Source organism: Microbacterium sp. KNMS (assembly GCF_053851835.1).
On the sequence record NZ_JBSQBP010000015.1, the window covers coordinates 1 to 17,865 of the forward strand.

General features: G+C 71.0%; 17 protein-coding genes and 1 tRNA gene. 12 read left to right on the top strand and 6 right to left on the bottom strand.

Features of this window, described 5'->3' with window-relative positions:
- Positions 1 to 202: 202 nt before the first annotated feature.
- A tRNA-Pro gene (locus ACWXWW_RS10470) sits at positions 203 to 279 on the bottom strand.
- Between the two features lie 146 nt (positions 280 to 425).
- On the opposite strand from ACWXWW_RS10470, the gene ACWXWW_RS10475 reads away from it, so the two are divergent.
- Positions 426 to 1,070 (top strand): Pr6Pr family membrane protein, encoded by a 645-nt coding sequence (locus tag ACWXWW_RS10475; RefSeq protein ID WP_455969854.1) that lies wholly within the window; start codon positions 426 to 428, stop codon positions 1,068 to 1,070.
- A gap of 35 nt (positions 1,071 to 1,105) precedes the next feature.
- On the opposite strand, the gene ACWXWW_RS10480 is transcribed toward ACWXWW_RS10475, so the two are convergent.
- From ACWXWW_RS10480 to ACWXWW_RS10490, 3 genes are all read right to left on the bottom strand, one after another.
- Complete coding sequence (locus tag ACWXWW_RS10480; protein WP_455969855.1) at positions 1,106 to 1,366, bottom strand: hypothetical protein; 261 nt, start codon at positions 1,364 to 1,366, stop codon at positions 1,106 to 1,108.
- A gap of 107 nt (positions 1,367 to 1,473) precedes the next feature.
- Positions 1,474 to 2,391 (bottom strand): metallophosphoesterase, encoded by a 918-nt coding sequence (locus ACWXWW_RS10485; RefSeq protein WP_455969856.1) that lies wholly within the window; start codon positions 2,389 to 2,391, stop codon positions 1,474 to 1,476.
- Positions 2,391 to 5,000 carry a transglycosylase domain-containing protein gene (locus ACWXWW_RS10490; protein ID WP_455969857.1) on the bottom strand — a complete coding sequence of 870 codons (2,610 nt, stop codon included), beginning with the start codon at positions 4,998 to 5,000 and terminating at the stop codon, positions 2,391 to 2,393. The genes ACWXWW_RS10485 and ACWXWW_RS10490 overlap by 1 nt, the downstream gene beginning before the upstream one ends.
- Positions 5,001 to 5,099: 99 nt before the next feature.
- On the opposite strand from ACWXWW_RS10490, the gene ACWXWW_RS10495 reads away from it, so the two are divergent.
- Positions 5,100 to 5,324, top strand: a complete 225-nt coding sequence (locus ACWXWW_RS10495) for a hypothetical protein (RefSeq protein WP_271173923.1) — start codon at positions 5,100 to 5,102, stop codon at positions 5,322 to 5,324.
- Complete coding sequence (locus tag ACWXWW_RS10500) at positions 5,321 to 5,788, top strand: RidA family protein (RefSeq protein ID WP_271173922.1); 468 nt, start codon at positions 5,321 to 5,323, stop codon at positions 5,786 to 5,788. Before ACWXWW_RS10495 ends, ACWXWW_RS10500 begins: the two co-directional genes overlap by 4 nt.
- Positions 5,789 to 5,839: 51 nt before the next feature.
- Here the strand turns inward: ACWXWW_RS10500 and acs are convergent, their stop codons facing one another.
- Both acs and ACWXWW_RS10510 read right to left on the bottom strand, forming a co-directional pair.
- On the bottom strand, positions 5,840 to 7,807 hold the full coding sequence (gene acs, locus ACWXWW_RS10505) for an acetate--CoA ligase (protein WP_455969858.1): 1,968 nt from the start codon (positions 7,805 to 7,807) through the stop codon (positions 5,840 to 5,842).
- Positions 7,808 to 7,930: 123 nt separating this feature from the next.
- Positions 7,931 to 8,587, bottom strand: coding sequence for a CatA-like O-acetyltransferase (locus tag ACWXWW_RS10510; RefSeq protein ID WP_455969859.1), 657 nt, complete (start codon positions 8,585 to 8,587; stop codon positions 7,931 to 7,933).
- A 129-nt stretch (positions 8,588 to 8,716) separates the two neighbouring features.
- On the opposite strand from ACWXWW_RS10510, the gene ACWXWW_RS10515 reads away from it, so the two are divergent.
- The 9 genes from ACWXWW_RS10515 (at position 8,717) to ACWXWW_RS10555 (ending at position 17,818) form a co-directional block, all read left to right on the top strand.
- Complete coding sequence (locus ACWXWW_RS10515; RefSeq protein WP_455969860.1) at positions 8,717 to 9,742, top strand: TadA family conjugal transfer-associated ATPase; 1,026 nt, start codon at positions 8,717 to 8,719, stop codon at positions 9,740 to 9,742.
- Complete coding sequence (locus tag ACWXWW_RS10520) at positions 9,733 to 10,677, top strand: type II secretion system F family protein (protein WP_455969861.1); 945 nt, start codon at positions 9,733 to 9,735, stop codon at positions 10,675 to 10,677. Before ACWXWW_RS10515 ends, ACWXWW_RS10520 begins: the two co-directional genes overlap by 10 nt.
- 43 nt (positions 10,678 to 10,720) lie before the next feature.
- On the top strand, positions 10,721 to 10,909 hold the full coding sequence (locus ACWXWW_RS10525) for a DUF4244 domain-containing protein (RefSeq protein ID WP_271173890.1): 189 nt from the start codon (positions 10,721 to 10,723) through the stop codon (positions 10,907 to 10,909).
- Entirely contained in the window at positions 10,909 to 11,271 is a 363-nt protein-coding gene (locus ACWXWW_RS10530; protein ID WP_455969862.1) for a TadE family type IV pilus minor pilin, read from the top strand. The genes ACWXWW_RS10525 and ACWXWW_RS10530 overlap by 1 nt, the downstream gene beginning before the upstream one ends.
- On the top strand, positions 11,271 to 11,591 hold the full coding sequence (locus ACWXWW_RS10535; protein WP_455969863.1) for an Rv3654c family TadE-like protein: 321 nt from the start codon (positions 11,271 to 11,273) through the stop codon (positions 11,589 to 11,591). Before ACWXWW_RS10530 ends, ACWXWW_RS10535 begins: the two co-directional genes overlap by 1 nt.
- A gap of 72 nt (positions 11,592 to 11,663) precedes the next feature.
- A complete protein-coding gene (topA, locus tag ACWXWW_RS10540) occupies positions 11,664 to 14,405 on the top strand; it encodes a type I DNA topoisomerase (RefSeq protein ID WP_271173887.1) in 2,742 nt (913 codons plus the stop codon).
- A gap of 2 nt (positions 14,406 to 14,407) precedes the next feature.
- On the top strand, positions 14,408 to 15,028 hold the full coding sequence (gene tmk / locus ACWXWW_RS10545; RefSeq protein ID WP_455969864.1) for a dTMP kinase: 621 nt from the start codon (positions 14,408 to 14,410) through the stop codon (positions 15,026 to 15,028).
- A gap of 55 nt (positions 15,029 to 15,083) precedes the next feature.
- Positions 15,084 to 16,241, top strand: a complete 1,158-nt coding sequence (locus tag ACWXWW_RS10550) for a DNA polymerase III subunit delta' (RefSeq protein ID WP_271173885.1) — start codon at positions 15,084 to 15,086, stop codon at positions 16,239 to 16,241.
- A complete protein-coding gene (locus tag ACWXWW_RS10555; protein WP_455969865.1) occupies positions 16,238 to 17,818 on the top strand; it encodes an alpha/beta hydrolase in 1,581 nt (526 codons plus the stop codon). The genes ACWXWW_RS10550 and ACWXWW_RS10555 overlap by 4 nt, the downstream gene beginning before the upstream one ends.
- Positions 17,819 to 17,865 lie beyond the last annotated feature (47 nt).

Genomic DNA, 17,865 nt, shown 5'->3' on the forward strand with positions numbered 1-17,865 from the left:
AACCCCGCCACGACGACCAGATCACCCCCACCCTCTACGGGCAAGGCCTCGACGCCACCGAAGGCCTCTGGGCCCGCTCTGGGTGGGCAGGACGAGGATGACACACCCGACCCATCCACTCTTTCTGGCCGATAACCCTCACCCGAGGCCGAAGGCCGGGACAGCAGAAGGGCCGGTTCCGATGGAACCGGCCCTTCTCGTGTGGTCGGGGTGACAGGATTTGAACCTGCGGCCTCGTCGTCCCGAACGACGCGCGCTACCAAGCTGCGCCACACCCCGTGGCAACCCGTCTACTCTACCCGATCCGACGCGGTGAGCCGAATCCGGCGTGTCCCCGGGAGTGCCGCGGCTTCGGCGCCACCCCGGTCTGCCTGGGGCTGGCGCGCACCCGGTCTCACCCAGACGCCGCCGGGTACTGTCGAGCCATGCAGCGCTCGGCCACCATCCCACGTCCGGGGCGAGCGCTGAGCCTGGCCCGCATCGCGGCGGGCGTCGCCGTCATTGTCGTGCTCGGCTACACGTTCGCGCTCGGACGTGACGGATTCAACCCGTTCGACTACTTCGGGTACTTCACGAATCTGTCGAGCCTGCTCGCGGCAGGGGTCTTCGTCACGACGGGCGCATACGGACTTCGTGGCAGCGCGGCTCCGCGCTGGCTGGCACTGGCCCGCGCGGTGGCGACGACGTGCCTGATCATCGTGGGCGTCGTCTACAACGTGCTCGTGCCAGGTACGGGGTCCGCTCCCGTCTGGGTGAGCATCGCCCTCCACATCGTCTTCCCGGCTCTCGCCCTCGTCGATTGGCTCGTCGCGCCGGATCGTCCGCGGCTCTCGTGGCGCGAGCTGTGGGTCGTCTTCCCCTACCCCGTACTCTGGCTCGCCGTCGTCCTCGTGCGCGGCGCGGTCGACGGCTGGGTTCCGTACGGGTTCCTGCTGCCGGAGCGCGGCGAGGGCTCCCTCGTGGCGCACGTCGTCGGGCTGCTGGTCGCGCTGACAGCCGCGGGCGCGCTCGTGTGGGGGATGAGCCGGATCCCTCGCGGAACCGACTCAGGCGCGCGCCGCGCGGGCTGATCAGCGGGCGCGCGGCGCGAGCGTGAGCAGCGAAGTCAGGGGACGAACTCGGCCGGGAGGCGACCGATTACGGCGACGACGGCGAGGATGGCAAGTGCGAGCCCGCACGGAATCAGCACGGGAAGAATGACACGGCCGAGTTCACCAGGGTTGCGCCCGCGCGCGCCGCGAGCGATCGCGAGCCCCGCCAGGAACAAGCCGGGAGCTGCGAACATCAGCAGGACCAGGATGACCGCGTCTTCTTCACCTCGGTCGGGTGGCTGACCTGCCGTGAGCAGGGACAGCCCGAGCAGCACGGCCCCCGCGAACAGCAGCCACCGGACGCTGCTCGCAGACGCTCGTTGCGGTGAGGATGGAAGGTTTTGCATCCGTGCCTCGGCTGCGAAAACGTCGAGCCGGCTGATCAGCGGGCGCGCGGCGCGAGCGTGAGCAGCGAGACCTCCGGCGGGCACGCGAAGCGCACGGGGGAGTAGATCGAGTGCCCGAGGCCCGCGCTCACGTTGAGCGGCACGGTCCGGCCGTCGTGCGTCCAGCTCGACAGCCCCCGCGCCTGCTTCGGCGGAAGGTCGCAGTTGGAGACGAGGGCGCCGTAGAACGGCACGCGCACCTGGCCGCCGTGCGTGTGACCCGCGATGAGGACGTCGGCGCCGAGCTCCGTGAACGCGTCGAGGACGCGTCGGTACGGGGCGTGGGTCACGCCGATCGAGACCGGAGCGGATGGCAGCGCCGCGACGTGCGCGGGGAGCGCATCGAGGTCATCGAGGTCGTGATGCGCGTCGCTCACACCGAACACCTTCACGGCCGTGCCGCGCACGTCCAGAGTGGCGGCCGCGTTGTTGAGGCTCGTCCAGCCGAGCTCGTCGGCGAAGAACGCGTCGAGGGCCGCGGTGTCGAGCTTCGGCGCGGTCGTGGCCCGCTCGGATGGCCCGAGGACGTAGCGCAGGGGGTTGCGCGGAGACGGCTCGTACAGGTCGTTGGACCCGTGCACGAAGACACCGGGGACGCCGGCGAACGGCTCGAACGCCCGGCGGATGCCGGCCAGGCCTTCGCGGTGCCCGAGATTGTCGCCGGTGTTGACGACGAGATCGGGGCGCAGCGATGCGAGCTTAGCCATCCACTCCTGTTTGCCCCGCTGCCACGGCGCCATGTGGGCGTCCGAGACGTGCAGGACCCGCAGGGGAGTCGCCCCCGGCTCGAGCACGCGCACGGTGTGGTGGCGCACGGTGAAGAGGTGCCGCTCGATGCCGATGCCCCAGACGGCGGCCGCGGCCCCCGCGCCCGCGAGGGCGCCGAGGGCCGCGACACCAGGACGCGACGCCACTAGTCGTCGTCCTTGTCGTTCTTCTTGTCGTCGCCTCCGCCGCCGCAGCTCTTGGCCTCGTAGTTCACGCGGATCACGGTGTTCGGATCGGCGACCGTTCCTGCTTCGGGGTCGGTCCCGGTTACCTTGCCGCTGCCGGCGTCGGAGTTCTCGGAGCAGCTGCCACGCTCGACGTTGTCGAAGCCTGCGCCGGTGATCGCCGCGAATGCGGCCTGCACCGACATGCCCGATACATCGGGAACAGACGACGCCTTGCCATCGCTCGGGAAGATCGTGACGTTGGTGCCGCCAGCGGCCTGACCCGCGCCCGGGTCCTGACGCTGGATCGTGCCCTCGGGCTGATCGCCCGGGACGGTCTCGCCGACCGTGACACCGAAGCCGGCACCGCGGAGGATGCTCGTGGCCTCGTCGATCGACTTGCCCGTGACGTCCGGGAGATCGACGAGCACGCGACGCGTCAGGTTCGGATCCGGCGTGGGGAACGCGCCGCCGGGGTAGTGCGCGTTGGCCGCGGCCTGGATCGGGCGGGCGAGCTCATAGCGGACGTTGTTGCCGTTGATCCCGTTGCTCCAGATCGTGCGGAGATCCGTGAGCCCCCGGGTGTTGCCGACCCAGACGGCCGTCGTGGCGGCCGTGGACGACTCGATCATCATTGTCGAGACGTTCTCGTGCGTTCCGGTCTTGCCGATGAGCTCGGTGCCGTCGCCGGGGTTCGCTGCCGCACCCGTTCCGCCGTTCATGACCGACTTGAGCGCCTCGGCCGCCGTCGCGGCGATATTGGGCTCGATGACCGGCTCGCAGCCTGTCTCGGGGACCGGCACTTCCTTGTCGTCGATGTCGGTGATCCGATCGATCGCGTGCGGCTCGCAGCGCACGCCGTTGTTGGCGATCGTCGCGTAGGCCGACGCCATGTCGATGGGCGCGATGGCCTTCGAGCCGAGGACGTCGTAGAGCACGTTCTCGTCGGTGACCGATCCGCCGTTGCCCAGGGTCACTCCGAAGCGCTCGGCGACGCGGTTGATCTCGCAGACGTCGAGCTGCTCGGCCATCGCGAGGAAGCCCGAGTTGAGCGAGTCCCTCGTGAAGCGGGTGACCGTCCCCGTGTAACCGTTGCCGTTGGCGAAGTTGCCGATCTTCGACGTGTTGTACTGCTGGACGCCGTCGCACTTGTACTGGAAGACGCGGTTGTTGCCGTTCAGCACCTCGTTGATCGAACGGCCCTTCTCGAGCCAGTCGATGAGCGTGAAGAGCTTGTATGTCGATCCGACCGGGAATCCGTTGGCGGAGCCGTGCGCGCTGTCTGCCGCGTAGACGAGCGAGGAGTAACCCGGCTGCGTCGAGACGACCTTCTCGTCCTCGGAGAAGTTCGTGTTCTGGGCCATCGCCAGGATCCTGCCCGTGCTCGGCTCGACCGTCACGGCCGCGGCGCCGAACTCGATCCCGTCGATGTGCGACGCAGCAGTGGCCTTCATCGCCGCCTCGGCGGGCATCTGGATGTTGAAGTCGAGGGTCGTGTAGACCTTGAGCCCGCCGCGTCGCAGCGTCTCCCAGCGCTCCTCGTCGGTCTCGCCGAACGCGGGGTCGGTGAGGATCGTCTGCTGCACGTACTTGCAGAAGTACGCGGAGCCGCCTGCGGCGCCGCAGCCCGTCTCACGCGGGGTGATCTGCGGCTCGATGGGCTCCTCGACGGCAGCGTCGTGCTGCTCCTGGGTGATCTTGCCGTCTTCGAGCATGCGGCCGAGGACGTAGTCGCGTCGTTGCTTCGTCGCCGCGTAGCCATCCTCCGCGGTGTTGCGCGCGACGCCCTCGGAATCGGTGTAGGAGCCATCCGGCAGGTCGAACCGGTACCGGTTCGGGTTCTGCACCATGCCGGCGAGCGTTGCGGCCTGGCTCAGCGTGAGCTTCGCGGCCGTCGTGTGGAAGTAGTACTGCGCGGCGGCCTCGATGCCGTACGTCTGACCGCCGAAGTTCGCGATGTTGAGGTACCCGATGAGGATGTCGTCCTTCGAGTACTCCTGCTCGATCGAGATCGCGTAGCGCATCTCCTGGAGCTTGCGCTCGTAGCCCTCGACGCCCTCGGCCTCGATCGCGTCGTTGTAGCAGTCGAGCTGCTCCTGCGAGCCGAAGGGCGCCTCCTGCTCGCACTTCTGGATGAGCACGTTCTTGACGTACTGCTGGCTGATCGAGGAGCCGCCCTGGGTGTCGCCGCCCTGGAAGTTGTTGAGCAGGGCGCGCGTCGTGCCGATGAGGTCGATGCCGCCGTGGTCGTAGTAGCGCGGGTCCTCACTGGAGAGGAGCGCGTCGTACATCGTCTGCGTGACCTCGTCGTACGAGACGGGGACGCGGTTCTGGTCATAGAACGACGTCAGGACGAAGTCCTTGCCGTCGAGACCCTTCGCGTAGATCGTGGTCGGCAGCATCGGCGTATCCACCTCGAGATACGCGGGCAGCTTGTCGAACATCGTGATCGCGCTCGACGCGGCAGAGCCGGCGACGGCGATCGCGGGGGTGACGGTGGCGGTGACGAGCACTCCGGCGATCGCGCTCAGGCCGACGAGGCCGAGCACACCGCCGAGAACACCGCTCGCAGTCCTTTTCGCTCCGGGCATAGGCTTGATCGTAGGGGAGTTCCCTGAACATCCCCGCCTTCGGCCATGGTCCTCGGACCGCATTCCCAGCGCCGCACACGCTCGAACGACAGGAGTTCCATGACCACGTGGGAGTACCTCACCACGCCGCTGCTCATCCACAACACGGCGGCTATCCTCAACAACTGGGGCAAGCAGGGCTGGGAGCTCGTGCAGGTCGTGCAGGGCCCCGAGGGCGGCCTCGTCGCCTACCTGAAGCGGCCGCTGACCGAGGCGGGGCCGTCGAACGCGGGCCTCGGCGCCGCGGCCGAGGCGGCGAAGCAGTTCGAGGGCGGCGCCCAGTGACGGTCAGCGCGCGGCTCGCAGAGCTCGGCATCGAGCTCCCAGGCGTCGTCGCACCCGTGGCCGCGTACATCCCCGCGAAGGTGCACGGCGATGTTGTTCAGACGTCGGGTCAGCTGCCGATGGTGTCGGGCTCGCTCCCGCACACGGGCAAGGTCGGCGATGGCGAGGGCCTCGTCGCCGCCGACGACGCGAAGGCACTCGCCCGCATCTGCGCCCTGAACGCACTCGCCGCCGCGGCGGACGCGGTCGGCGGACTCGACCGCATCACGGGCGTGCTCAAGGTGACCGGGTTCGTCGCATCGGCACCGGCCTTCACCGGCCAGCCCGGCGTCATCAACGGCGCGAGCGAGGTGCTGGGCGAGATCTTCGGCGAGGCCGGGCGGCACTCGCGCTCCGCGGTCGGCGTCTCGGTGCTGCCGCTCGACGCTCCCGTCGAGGTCGAGGTGGCGTTCCTCTTCGCCTGACAGGACGACGACAGAGGCCGGGCCCCGCGGGGCCCGGCCTCTGTCGTCGTCCTACCGCACCTGGGCGGAGATCACGCTCATCACGGCGGTGTCGGCCAGTGTCGTCGTGTCGCCGACCTCGCGTCCCTCGGCCACGTCGCGCAGCAGGCGGCGCATGATCTTGCCCGAGCGGGTCTTCGGCAGCTCGCCGACGATGTACACGTCGCGCGGACGCGCGATCGGGCCGATCTGCTCGCCGACCCATGCGCGCAGCTGCTGCGCGAGACCATCCGGGCCGTGCTCCTTGAGGTAGCTCTCCTTCAGGATCACGAACGCGACGACCGCCTGACCCGTCGTCTCGTCCGAGGCGCCCACGACCGCGGCCTCCGCGGTCGCCTCGTGGGCGACGAGGGCCGACTCGATCTCCGCGGTGGAGAGCCGGTGCCCCGAGACGTTCATGACGTCGTCGACGCGGCCGAGCAGCCAGATGTCGCCGTCCTCGTCGAGGCGCGCGCCATCCCCCGCGAAGTAGTAGCCCTGCTCGGCGAACTTGTCCCAGTAGGTCTCCTTGTAGCGCTCGGGGTCGCCCCAGATGCCGCGGAGCATGCTCGGCCACGGCTGGGTGATGACGAGCAGGCCTCCGTTGCCGTTGCCGACATGCTCGGCCTTCTCGTCGACGACGTCGATCGAGATGCCGGGGAGGGGCACCTGAGCCGAGCCGGGCTTCGCCTCCGTCACACCGGGCAGCGCCGACACCATGATCGCGCCCGTCTCGGTCTGCCACCATGTGTCGACGATGGGGGTCTTCCCGCCGCCGATGACGTCGCGGTACCAGACCCACGCCTCGGGGTTGATCGGCTCGCCGACCGAGCCGAGGACGCGCAGGCTCGACAGGTCGCGCTGCTGCGGGATGACCCTGCCCTGCTTCATGAACCCGCGGATGGCCGTGGGGGCGGTGTAGAGGATGGTCACGCCGTACTTCTCGACGATGTCCCACCACCGGCCGGGTGCGGGGAACTCGGGCGTGCCCTCGTACAGGACCTGCGTCGCGCCGTTCGCGAGCGGGCCGTACGCGACGTACGTGTGCCCGGTGACCCATCCGATGTCGGCCGTGCACCAGTACACGTCGGACTCGGGGTGGAGGTCGAACACGTTCCGGTGCGTGAACGCAGCCTGCGTGAGGTAGCCGCCCGACGTGTGCAGGATGCCCTTCGGCTTCCCCGTCGTGCCCGACGTGTACAGGATGTACAGCGGGTTCTCCGACGGGAAGGCCTGCGCGGTGTGCTCGGCCGGCGCCTGCGGGACGACGTCGTGCCACCACAGGTCGCGGCCCTCGGTCCACTCGACCTCGTTCTCACCGCGCTTGACGACGAGAACGTGCTCGACGGTGAGCTGCGCGCCGTCGCCGCGGTCGGAGAGCGCCTGATCGACGGCGGGCTTGAGCGGCGACACGTTTCCCTTGCGGTAGCCGCCGTCGGCCGTGATGACGAGCTTCGCGCCGGCGTCGTCGATGCGCGAGCGCAGGCTGTCGGCGCTGAACCCGCCGAAGACGACCGAGTGGATGGCGCCGATTCGCGCGACCGCGAGCATCGAGGCGATGGCCTCGGGGATCATCGGCAGGTAGATCGCGACGCGGTCGCCCGCTCCGATACCGAGGTCGGTGAGCACGTTCGCGAGGCGCTTGACCTCGTCGGTGAGCTCGGCGTAGGTGACCGTGCGGGAGTCGCCCGGCTCGCCCTCCCACAGCAGGGCCACGCGGTCGCCGTTGCCCGCCTCGACGTGGCGGTCGAGGCAGTTGTACGCGACGTTCAGCTCGCCATCGGCGAACCACTTGGCGAACGGCGGCGTCGACCAGTCGAGCACCTGGGTGAACGGCTTCTCCCAGTGCAGCAGCTCGCGGGACTGCTCGGCCCAGAACCCCTCGCGATCGGCGCCGGCGCGCTCGTACAGGTCGGCCTTCGCGACGGCGTTCGCGGCGAACTCGGGCGACGGCGCGAATCGGCGCGTCTCGGTGAGCAGGTGGTCGATCTGGCTGGACATTCGATCGCTCCTTCGCGTGCAGGTCCTGAAGCCGCGACGCCGCGGCGCCGGCTGACGAAGCCGACCATCCGAACCTACGCCGCCGCCGGACGGGTCGGGTACCTCCGAAAGTCGGGGGTGCCCTCAGGCCACCACCCAGGACGGATCCGCGAGGAGACGCTGGATGTCGTCCACGAGGCGGGACGTGTGGAAGCCGTCCGCGGCCGCGTGATGGATCTGCACCGCGAACGGCAGCACGGTGCGCCCTCCGCTCTCGCGGTACCGCCCGAGCGTGAAGATGGGCGCGTAATGGCGGGTGCCTCCGTCGATCTGGAGGGCGAATCCGCTGAAGCTCGTCCACGGGATGCTCGACACGTCGAACGCGTTCGCGGGGAGGCCGCCCTGCGGGAACATCTCGGTCGCACGCGATGCATCCGCGAGCACCTCGACGGCCGCCTCGTGGAAGCGCCCGAAGTCGGCGTCGTAGGGTGATGACACCGCGGCGAACGTCTCGCGGTCGCGGTTGAACACCGTGAACGCAGGATCGACCACGTCCCATGTGGCGGGCGCGCCGTCGGCGTCGACGGTCATCCGGAACTCGCTCCGGCCGTTGACGGCGGTGGCGATCGCCCAGATCTGGGCGAGGTAGGTCTTGCGCGGCGACGCCGCGAGCGCCACGGCGAAGGCGGTCGCGTCGAGGTCGACCGTCATCGCGTAGGTGCAGGGCACGCGATCCCGGTAGTGCTCGAACGTCTCGCGGCGCGGCCAGCGCTCAAGGTCGATCGGGGTCGCGACGGGCATGACATCGATCCTGTCATCCGGGCGATGTGCCGCCTGACGCCGTGTGCCCAGGCGGCGTGTCTCGTCGTGGTTCTCCACGGATGGCGCGAGCGCCCGTTCTCGAGGGCGCGGGCTCCCTAGCGTCGAGGCATGGCCGTTCCCTTCATCGTCCAGCCGCGTGGAAACCCCCGCCGCGCGCCCGGAGATGACGACGTGCAGGCCGCGCGGCGGGACGACCTGGCGGCGCGGGCGGACCTGGGGCCGCTCGCGCCGTACCTCGCCGACGACGCCGTGACCGACCTCTTCGTCAACGGGACCGCGGGGCTCTTCGTCGACCGCGGGGAGGGGCCGCGACACGATCCGAGCTGGCGGGCATCGGAGCGCGAGGTGCGCGACCTGGCCACCGAGCTCATCGCACGGGGCGGACGCCACATCGACGACGCGACGCCGTGCGTCGACGTGCGCCTGCCGGGCGGCATGCGCATCCACGCGGTCCTGCCGCCGGTGAGCTCGAGCGGAACGTCGCTGTCGATCCGCGTGCCCCGACTGACCCGCGCCGACCTCGGCGACCTGTGCCGCGGCGGCGCCTTCGCCGACGACGTCCGCGCCTGGCTGGTCGAGATCGTGCGTCGGCGCGAGAACGTGCTCGTGACGGGAGCCGCGGGCAGCGGCAAGACGACGCTGCTCGCGGCGATGCTCTCGCACACTCCGCCCAACGAGCGGATCGTGACGATCGAGGACGTCGCCGAGCTGCGCATCGCGCATCCGCATCACGTGTCGCTCGAGGCGCGGCAGCCGAACCTCGAGGGCGCCGGCGCGATCGGCCTCGCCCGGCTCGTGAGGGAGTCGCTGCGGATGCGCCCCGACCGGATCGTCGTGGGGGAGTGCCGCGGCGAGGAGGTCCGCGAGCTCCTCACGGCGCTCAACACGGGTCACGACGGCGGCGCGGGCACCCTGCATGCATCGGGTCTCGACGACGTGCCGGCGCGTCTCGAGGCCCTCGGCGCGCTTGCGGGCATGGACGACCACGCCGTCGCGCGCCAGGTCACGAGCGCGATCGGCTTCGTGCTGCACCTCGAGCGCGACCGCGCCGGGCAGCGCCGGCTGGCCCGCGTAGGGCGATTCGCGGATGGACGGGGTCGGCTGGCGATCGAGGAGGTCGAGCCGTGGCGCTGAGGAGAAGGCGCCGCGACGAGCCGACCGGTCCGGTCGCGGAGAGCGTCCTGCGTCTGGCCGTGCTGCTGCAGGCGGGTGCATCGCCGACGACGGCATGGCGCCACCTCAGTGAGTCGGGCGACGCGGCTGCCGAGCGGATCGTCGCGCGCTCGGCCGCCGGCATGCCCCTCGTCGAGGCGATCGAGGCGGAGGCGGCGGCCGTCGAGCGCCGGCGCGATCCGGCGGCCAACCGCCTCGCCGCCGCCTGGCGCGACGTCGCAGCCGCGTGGCATGTGTCGATCGCGGTGGGCGCGCCGCTCGCCGAGAGCCTCCGCGCGATGGCGGCCGCGCTCCGCGATGCGCAGGAGAGCGGTGACGACGTGCGGGTCGCCCTCGCGGAGCCCGCCGGCACCGCGCGTCTCATGGCCTGGCTGCCGCTGTTCGGTCTGCTCATCGGCGGGGCTCTCGGGTTCGACACGCTCTCCGTTCTCGTGGGCGACGCGATCGGCCTCGTCTGCCTGGGGAGCGGGCTCGGCCTCCTCCTCCTGGCTCGCATCTGGACCGGTCGGCTCGTCCGCGCGGCTCAGCCCCCGGCCGGGACACCGGGCATGACCGCCGAGCTGATGGCCATCGGTCTCGCGGGCGGCGTGTCGATCGACCGCGCGACGCGGCTCGTCGACGAGGCCGCGGGCGGACCCCGTGCTGTCGATCACATCGAGCCCGTGCTCGCTCTGTCGCGTTCGGCAGGAGTGCCAGCGGTCGAGCTGCTCCGCGCCGCCGCCGCGCACGACCGGCACGACGCGCGCACGCAGGGCCGGATGCGCGCGGCGCGCCTCGGTTCGCGTCTGCTGCTGCCGCTCGGCGTGTGCACGCTGCCGGCGTTCCTGTGCCTCGGTGTCGCGCCGATGATGCTCAGCGTCATCCGCGCGACCCCTCTGCCCGCACTCGGCGGCTGAGCCATCGACCCCGGGAATCCATCCAGAGAGAAAGAAGGAGCACATGTCAGAGAAGCCCACCCTCCGACTCGTCGAGCTGCTCGACGACGAGACCGGAGCGTCGACGGCGGAGTACGCGATCGTCACCATGGCGGCCGTCGCGTTCGCCGGCCTGCTCGTGATGATCATGCGGTCGGGCGAGGTGCAGCAGATCCTCACCGACCTCGTGCGCCGCGCGCTCACGGTTCCGTGATGCGGCGGGCGGTGCGGCGGCGACGCGGATGGCGGTGGCGGGCCAGCGAGCGCGGCTCGGTCACGGCCGAGCTCGCCGTCGCGCTGCCCGCCGTCGTGCTCGTCGCGGCGCTCGGCATGGCCGGGCTCGGCGCGGCCTCGCGCCAGGTGCAGCTCCAGGACGCCGCGGCCGACGCGGCGCGGCTCATCGCGAGGGGAGAGGAGGAGGGGCGCGCCGCCGGCATCGTCGCGGCGGTCGGCGGCGCGCTCTCGATCGCGAACCACGGCGACCTCGTGTGCGCGACGGCCGAGGCCGAGGCCCGCATCGGAGTGCTCGCCGTCCCGCTCTCCGCGTCGAGCTGCGCACTCGCCGGAGGATGGTGATGTCGGGCACCGCGATCGGGGCGGGCGTGGTCGCGGCAGCATGCGCGCTCGTCGTCGGGCTCGCCGCCGCGGGAGGGGCGGCGGCCGAGAGCCAGCGCATCGCGAGCGTGGCCGACGCAGCGGCGCTCGCCGCGGCCGATGCGGCGAGCGGCGCGGTCGCCGGCGACCCCTGCGGGCTCGCGGGCCAGGTGGCGGGTGCGGGCCGGGCATCCCTGGCGTCCTGTACCGTGGAGGGTCTCATCGCAACCGTCTCCGTCCAGTCCCGATACGGCGGATTCCCGGTGGCGGCCGCTGCCCGAGCGGGCCCGCCTCCCTCATGAGCCGAGGCGCTCCCCTGTGAGCGTCCGGTCGGCGCGCGATGTGTATGGTGTGCTTCGAGGAAAGGACGCCCCTTGGCATCAGGCAAGACGGCATCAGGCAAGACCGCTGCCGGCAAGACGCTCGTCATCGTCGAGTCCCCGACGAAGATGCGCTCGATCCAGAGCTATCTCGGCGACGGCTACGAGGTGCTCAGCTCGGTCGGCCACATCCGCGACCTCGCCGACAAGCGCGACATCCCCGAGAAGGACCGCGAGGCCTACGGCAAGTACTCGATCGACATCGAGCACGGCTTCGAGCCGTACTACGTCGTCAGCGATCGGAAGACGAAGACCGTCTCCGAGCTCAAGCGCGCGCTCAAAGACGCCTCCGAGCTCCTGCTCGCCACTGATGAGGACCGCGAGGGCGAGGCCATCGCGTGGCACCTCCTCGAGACCCTCAAGCCGAAGATCCCGGTCAAGCGCATGGTGTTCCACGAGATCACCAAGGACGCCATCCAGGCCGCCGTCGAGAAGACGCGCGAGCTCGATCTCGCCCTCGTCGACGCCCAGGAGACCCGGCGCATCCTCGACCGCCTCTACGGCTGGGACGTCTCCCCGGTCCTGTGGCGCAAGATCGGCAGCGGCAGCTCCGGCGCCGCGCTCAGCGCAGGACGCGTGCAGTCCGCGGCCACGCGGATGGTCGTGGACCGCGAGCGCGAGCGGATGGCGTTCGTGTCGGCCTCGTACTGGGGCATCGAGGCGACCGCGGCGCGCGCCGCCGAGAGCTTCTCGGTGCGTCTCGTGCGCGTCGACGGCGCGCCCCTCGCGGTCGGCCGCGACTTCGACGACAAGGGCCAGCTCAAGCGCGCGGTCGTCGTGCTCGACGAGGCGGGCGCACGGCAGCTCTCGACCGCGATCGACGAGACGGGAACGGCGCGCGTCACGAAGGTCGAGGCGAAGCCCGGCACGCGGCGCCCCTCCGCGCCGTTCACGACGTCGACCCTCCAGCAGGAGGCCGGCCGCAAGCTCGGCATGACCGCGAAGGTCACGATGTCGGTCGCGCAGAGCCTGTACGAGCGCGGATACATCACCTATATGCGCACCGACTCGACCAACCTCAGCGCGCAGGCGATCAGCGCCGCGCGCGAGCAGGCGGTCGCGCTGTACGGCGAGAGCGCCGTGCCGCTCAAGCCGCGGTCGTACGCGTCGAAGAGCAAGAACGCGCAGGAGGCGCACGAGGCGATCCGCCCGTCGGGCGACCGCTTCCGCACACCCAAGGAGGTCGCGGGGCAGCTCGGGCGCGACGAGCAGCGGATGTACGACCTCATCTGGAAGCGCACCATCGCGAGCCAGATGTCCGACGCGAAGTTCGAGACGACGACGGTCACGCTCGAGACCGAGGCGGATGGCCGGAAGGTCGAGTTCACGGCGTCGGGCACCGTCTACACGTTCAAGGGCTTCCTCGAGGCGTACGAGGAAGGGCGCGACGAGAAGCGCGGCGACGCCGACGAGGCGAAGGAGCAGTCGCTCCCGCGCGTCGCGGAGGGCGACGAGCTCGCGCTCTCCGACGCGACCGCGAAGGGGCACGAGACGACCCCGAAGCCGCGCTACACCGAGGCGAGCCTCGTCAAGGCGCTCGAGGAGCGCGGCATCGGGCGGCCCTCGACGTTCGCGAGCATCATCGGCGTCATCCTCGACCGCGGGTACGTCGTCAAGCGCGGTCAGGCGCTCGTCCCGACCTGGATCGCGTTCAGCGTGATCCGCCTGCTCGAAGACCACTTCTCCGAGCTCGTCGACTACGACTTCACGGCCGAGCTCGAGGACGACCTCGACGCCATCGCGCGCGGCGAGCAGCGCCGCGTCGACTGGCTGAAGTCGTTCTACTTCGGCGGCGAGGGGCATCCCGGCCTCCGCAACATCGTCGACAACCTCGGCGAAATCGACGCGCGTGCCATCAACTCCATGCCGATCACCGAGACGGCGACGCTGCGGGTCGGCAAGTACGGCCCGTACCTCGAGGTCGTCGACCCCGCGAAGCCCGACGAGAAGCCGCGCATCGTGAACGTGCCGGAGGATCTCGCGCCCGACGAGTTGACGCCCGAGAAGGCGCAGGAGCTCATCGATGCTCCGGTCGTGAGCGACCGGGTGCTCGGCGAGAACCCGGAGAACGGCAAGATCGTCGTCGTGAAGGACGGCCGGTACGGTCCGTATGTGCAGGAGCAGGAGCCGCCGTCGGCCGATGAGGTCGACGAGGCGACGGGCGAGGTGGCCGAGGAGCCGAAGAAGCGCGGCGCCAAGAAGGCCGCTGCGCCGAAGCCGCGCACGGCGTCGCTCTTCAAGAGCATGACGCCCGAGACGGTCGACCTCGACACCGCGCTGCGCCTGCTGTCGCTCCCGCGCGTCGTCGGCGAGGACCCGGAGAGCGGCGAGCAGATCACCGCGCAGAACGGCCGCTTCGGCCCCTACCTGAAGAAGGGCTCCGACTCGCGCTCGCTCGAGAGCGAGAGCCAGATCTTCGACATCACGCTCGAGCAGGCGCTCGAGCTCTACAAGCAGCCGAAGTACGGCGCGCGCCGGGCGTCGAGCGCGCTCAAGGAGTTCGACAACGACCCCGTGAGCGGCAAGCCGATCCGCGTGCGCGACGGCCGCTTCGGGCCGTACGTGACCGACGGCGAGACGAACGCGACGATCCCGCGCGGCGAGACGGTCGACGAGATCGACTTCGAGCGCGCCAAGCAGCTGCTCGCCGACAAGCGCGCCAAGGGGCCCGTCAAGAAGCGCACGACGACGCGCAAGACGACCACGACGCGCAAGCCGGCCGCGAAGAAGAAGTGACGGTGGCGCGCGGGGTCTGGATCACGTTCGAGGGCGGCGACGGCGTCGGCAAGACGACGCAGGCGCGTCTGCTCGAAGACTGGCTCGCCGCCGAGGGCCGCACGGTCGTGCGCACCCGCGAGCCGGGCGGCAGCGATGTGGGCCAGCTCATCCGCGACATCGTCCTGCACCACCGCGGCGACATCGCGCCGCGCGCGGAGGCTCTCCTCTACGCGGCCGACCGCGCCCACCATGTGCGCGCGGTCGTCCGCCCCGCCCTCGACCGCGGCGAGGTCGTCATCCAGGACCGCTACCTCGACTCGTCGGTCGCCTATCAGGGTGCCGGTCGCGTGCTCGACGCGGACGAGGTGCGCGGTCTGTCGCTGTGGGCCGCGGAGGGGGCGCTGCCCGACGTGACCGTGCTGCTCGATCTCGACCCGGCCGCGGCGCGCGCACGGCTCGACGCCGACGACAAGCCGTTCGACCGGCTCGAGGCCGAGAAGGAGGACTTCCACCGTCGCGTGCGCGAGGCCTTCCTCGCGCTCGCGGCCGCCGAGCCCGAGCGCTTCCTCGTCGTCGATGCGGCCCTCTCGCCGGAGACGCTCGCCGAGGCCATCCGCGCGCGCGTCGCGCCCCTGCTCTGACCCCGCACGCGTGAGCGCGGAGGGCATTGTCGGCGGGGCTGGTTAGGCTGACGGTATGACCTCCGTCGCGGCGCCCGCTCTTCCGTGGGGGGATGTGTGGGGGCAGGACGAGGCCGTCGAGATCCTCCAGGCCGCCGCGTCGGGCGCGGGCTCGCTCGCGCACGCGTGGCTCATCACCGGTCCGCCCGGCTCGGGGCGATCGACCCTCGCGCGGGCGTTCGCCGCCGCGCTCATCGCGTCGGCGCCTGACGACACCGCGACGATGAAGCAGGTGCTCGCGGGAACGCACCCCGACCTCACCGCGCTGCGCACCGAGGGTGTCATCATCACGATCGCCCAGGCCCGCGCCCTCGTGGAGCGGTCGTACTTCTCGCCATCGACCGGGCGGTACCGCGTGATCGTCGTCGAGGACGCCGATCGGATGACCGAGCGCACCTCGAACGTGCTCCTGAAGGCTCTCGAGGAGCCGCCGCCCGAGACCGTGTGGGTGCTCTGCGCGCCGAGCGATGCGGATCTGCTGCCGACCATCCGCTCGCGTGTGCGGCTCCTGCGCCTGCGCGAGCCGGAGGTCGCCGACGTCGCCGCGCTCATCCAGGCCCGAACGGGTGTCGACGAGGCGACCGCCGAGCAGGCGGCTCGTCACGCGCAGCGTCACATCGGCATGGCGCAGCGGCTCGCGACCGACGCCGCGTCGCGCCGGCGCCGCGACGACACGCTGCGCGCCGTCATGCGGGTGCGGGGCATCGGCGACGTCGTCGAGGTCGCCGGCGAGATCGTGCAGGCCGCCACGGACGACGCCAAGGCCCTCACCGCCGAGCGCGACGAGGCAGAGCGCGCCGCCCTCCTGCGGACGGTGGGCGTCGTGGAGGGCGCCCGGATCCCGCCGGCCGTGCGCGCGCAGATCACGGCGCTCGAGGACGAGCAGCGCAAGCGCGCCACGCGCAGCCTGCGCGACGGGATCGATCGCGTCCTCACCGATCTGCAGTCCCTGTACCGCGACGTCGTGCTCCTGCAGCTCGGGCGGGAGGAGGGCCTCATCAACCTCGAGCTCCTCGACGACCTCCGAGCGCTGGCGGGCGCGTGGAAGCCCGAGCGCACGCTGGTCGTGCTCGACCACATCGCCGAGACGCGCGACGCGCTCGAGAAGAACGTGCAGCCCACGCTCGCGCTCGAGAGCCTGCTCGTCACCATCGTCAGCGGAAGGAAGACATGACCATCGCCCGTCATCCCCTCCGGAGGCGGTTCGGCCGTCCGACGGCCGTCGTCGCGGGTCTCTCCGCGGCCGCCCTTGCGCTGTCGGGCTGCCTCACCGCGCAGATCCCGGTCGAAGGGGAGGGGCAGTCGGGAACCGTCCTCGGGGCCGAGCCGGTGCTCGACGGCGTTCCCGACGAGCTGCTGCCGTTCTACGACCAGCAGCTCGAGTGGACGCCGTGCGGCGGCGACTTCCAGTGCTCGACGGTCACCGCGCCGCTCGACTGGGAGCACTCCGAGGCGGGCGAGATCGAGCTCGCCGTGATCCGCCAGACCGCGCTCTCCGGGCGGGCACAGGGATCGCTGCTGACCAACCCGGGCGGTCCGGGCGGCAGTGGTGTCTCCTTCATCCGCGAGAACATCGCGTGGTCGATCGGGGACGCGTTGCAGGAGAGCTACGACGTCGTCGGATGGGATCCGCGCGGCGTGGGCGCGTCGACCGCTGTCCGCTGCTTCGACGCGGATGAGATGGACGCCTACCTCTACGACATCCCGCAGGGTGAGCGCGGCTCCGCCGAGTGGGAGGCGGAGCTCGAGGAGCGCGCCGAGGCGTTCGCGAACGCGTGCGCGGAGAACAGCGACGGGCTGCTCGAGTTCATCACGACGGAGCAGTCGTCGCGCGACCTCGATCTGCTGCGCGCCGTCCTCGGCGAGGCCGAGCTCGACTACCTCGGGTTCTCGTACGGCACGTTCCTCGGAGCGACCTACGCCGAGAACTTCCCGGATCGCGTCGGCCGCCTCGTGCTCGACGGCGCGATCGACCCCTCGACCTCCGGGGAGGAGGTCGGCGTGACACAGGCGGTCGGCTTCGAGAACGCCCTGCGCACCTACATGGAGGCGTGCGTGGCGGGTGACACGGGCGCGGCCTGCCCCTTCGCGGGGTCGGCCGAGGACGCGATGAACGACCTCTCGGCACTGCTCGCGAGCGTCGACGCGCGCCCTCTGCCCTACGACGACGGGCGCGAGCTCGGCGCCGATGCGCTCATGACGGCCATCATCGCGGCGCTCTACAACGAGGCGAACTGGATGTACCTCACGGAGGCGCTCGCGGGCGCCCTCGAAGGCGACCCGTCGACCGCCTTCTTCCTCGCGGACTTCTACAACGGCCGCGAGAACGGCGAGTACCAGGACAACTCGACCGAGGCCTTCAACGCCTACAACTGCATGGACTACCCGGAAGACCCTGAAGAGGCGGTCGAGGAGACCGAGCGGCGGATCGCGGAGGAGGCGCCGACGATCGCGCCGTACTGGTCCGGCGCATCCGCCTGCGAGTACTGGCCCTACCCGCCGACCGGCGAGCGCGGCGAGATCTCCGCCTCCGGAGCCGCGCCCATCCTCGTCGTCGGCACGACGGGCGATCCGGCGACCCCGTACGCGTGGGCCGAGGCGCTTGCAGCCCAGCTCGAATCGGGGGTGCTGCTCACGTACGAGGGGGAGGGGCACACGGCGTACAACGGCGCGAGCGAGTGCATCAACGACGCCGTGGAGGCGTTCCTCGTCGACGGCACCGTGCCCGAGGACGGGCTCGTCTGCTCCTGACCGGACTGCTCTGATGCGAAACGCCCGGCTGACGCCGTCGGTTCGCA

Bases quoted from the DNA above. Each gene is read 5' to 3' on its own strand.
- ACWXWW_RS10475 (WP_455969854.1), top strand. From the start codon at position 426: ATGCAGCGCTCGGCCACCATCCCACGTCCGGGGCGAGCGCTGAGCCTG.
- ACWXWW_RS10490 (WP_455969857.1), bottom strand. From the start codon at position 5,000: ATGCCCGGAGCGAAAAGGACTGCGAGCGGTGTTCTCGGCGGTGTGCTC.
- ACWXWW_RS10495 (WP_271173923.1), top strand. From the start codon at position 5,100: ATGACCACGTGGGAGTACCTCACCACGCCGCTGCTCATCCACAACACG.
- acs (WP_455969858.1), bottom strand. From the start codon at position 7,807: ATGTCCAGCCAGATCGACCACCTGCTCACCGAGACGCGCCGATTCGCG.
- ACWXWW_RS10510 (WP_455969859.1), bottom strand. From the start codon at position 8,587: ATGCCCGTCGCGACCCCGATCGACCTTGAGCGCTGGCCGCGCCGCGAG.
- ACWXWW_RS10515 (WP_455969860.1), top strand. From the start codon at position 8,717: ATGGCCGTTCCCTTCATCGTCCAGCCGCGTGGAAACCCCCGCCGCGCG.
- ACWXWW_RS10525 (WP_271173890.1), top strand. From the start codon at position 10,721: ATGTCAGAGAAGCCCACCCTCCGACTCGTCGAGCTGCTCGACGACGAG.
- ACWXWW_RS10530 (WP_455969862.1), top strand. From the start codon at position 10,909: ATGCGGCGGGCGGTGCGGCGGCGACGCGGATGGCGGTGGCGGGCCAGC.
- ACWXWW_RS10535 (WP_455969863.1), top strand. From the start codon at position 11,271: ATGTCGGGCACCGCGATCGGGGCGGGCGTGGTCGCGGCAGCATGCGCG.
- ACWXWW_RS10550 (WP_271173885.1), top strand. From the start codon at position 15,084: ATGACCTCCGTCGCGGCGCCCGCTCTTCCGTGGGGGGATGTGTGGGGG.
- ACWXWW_RS10555 (WP_455969865.1), top strand. From the start codon at position 16,238: ATGACCATCGCCCGTCATCCCCTCCGGAGGCGGTTCGGCCGTCCGACG.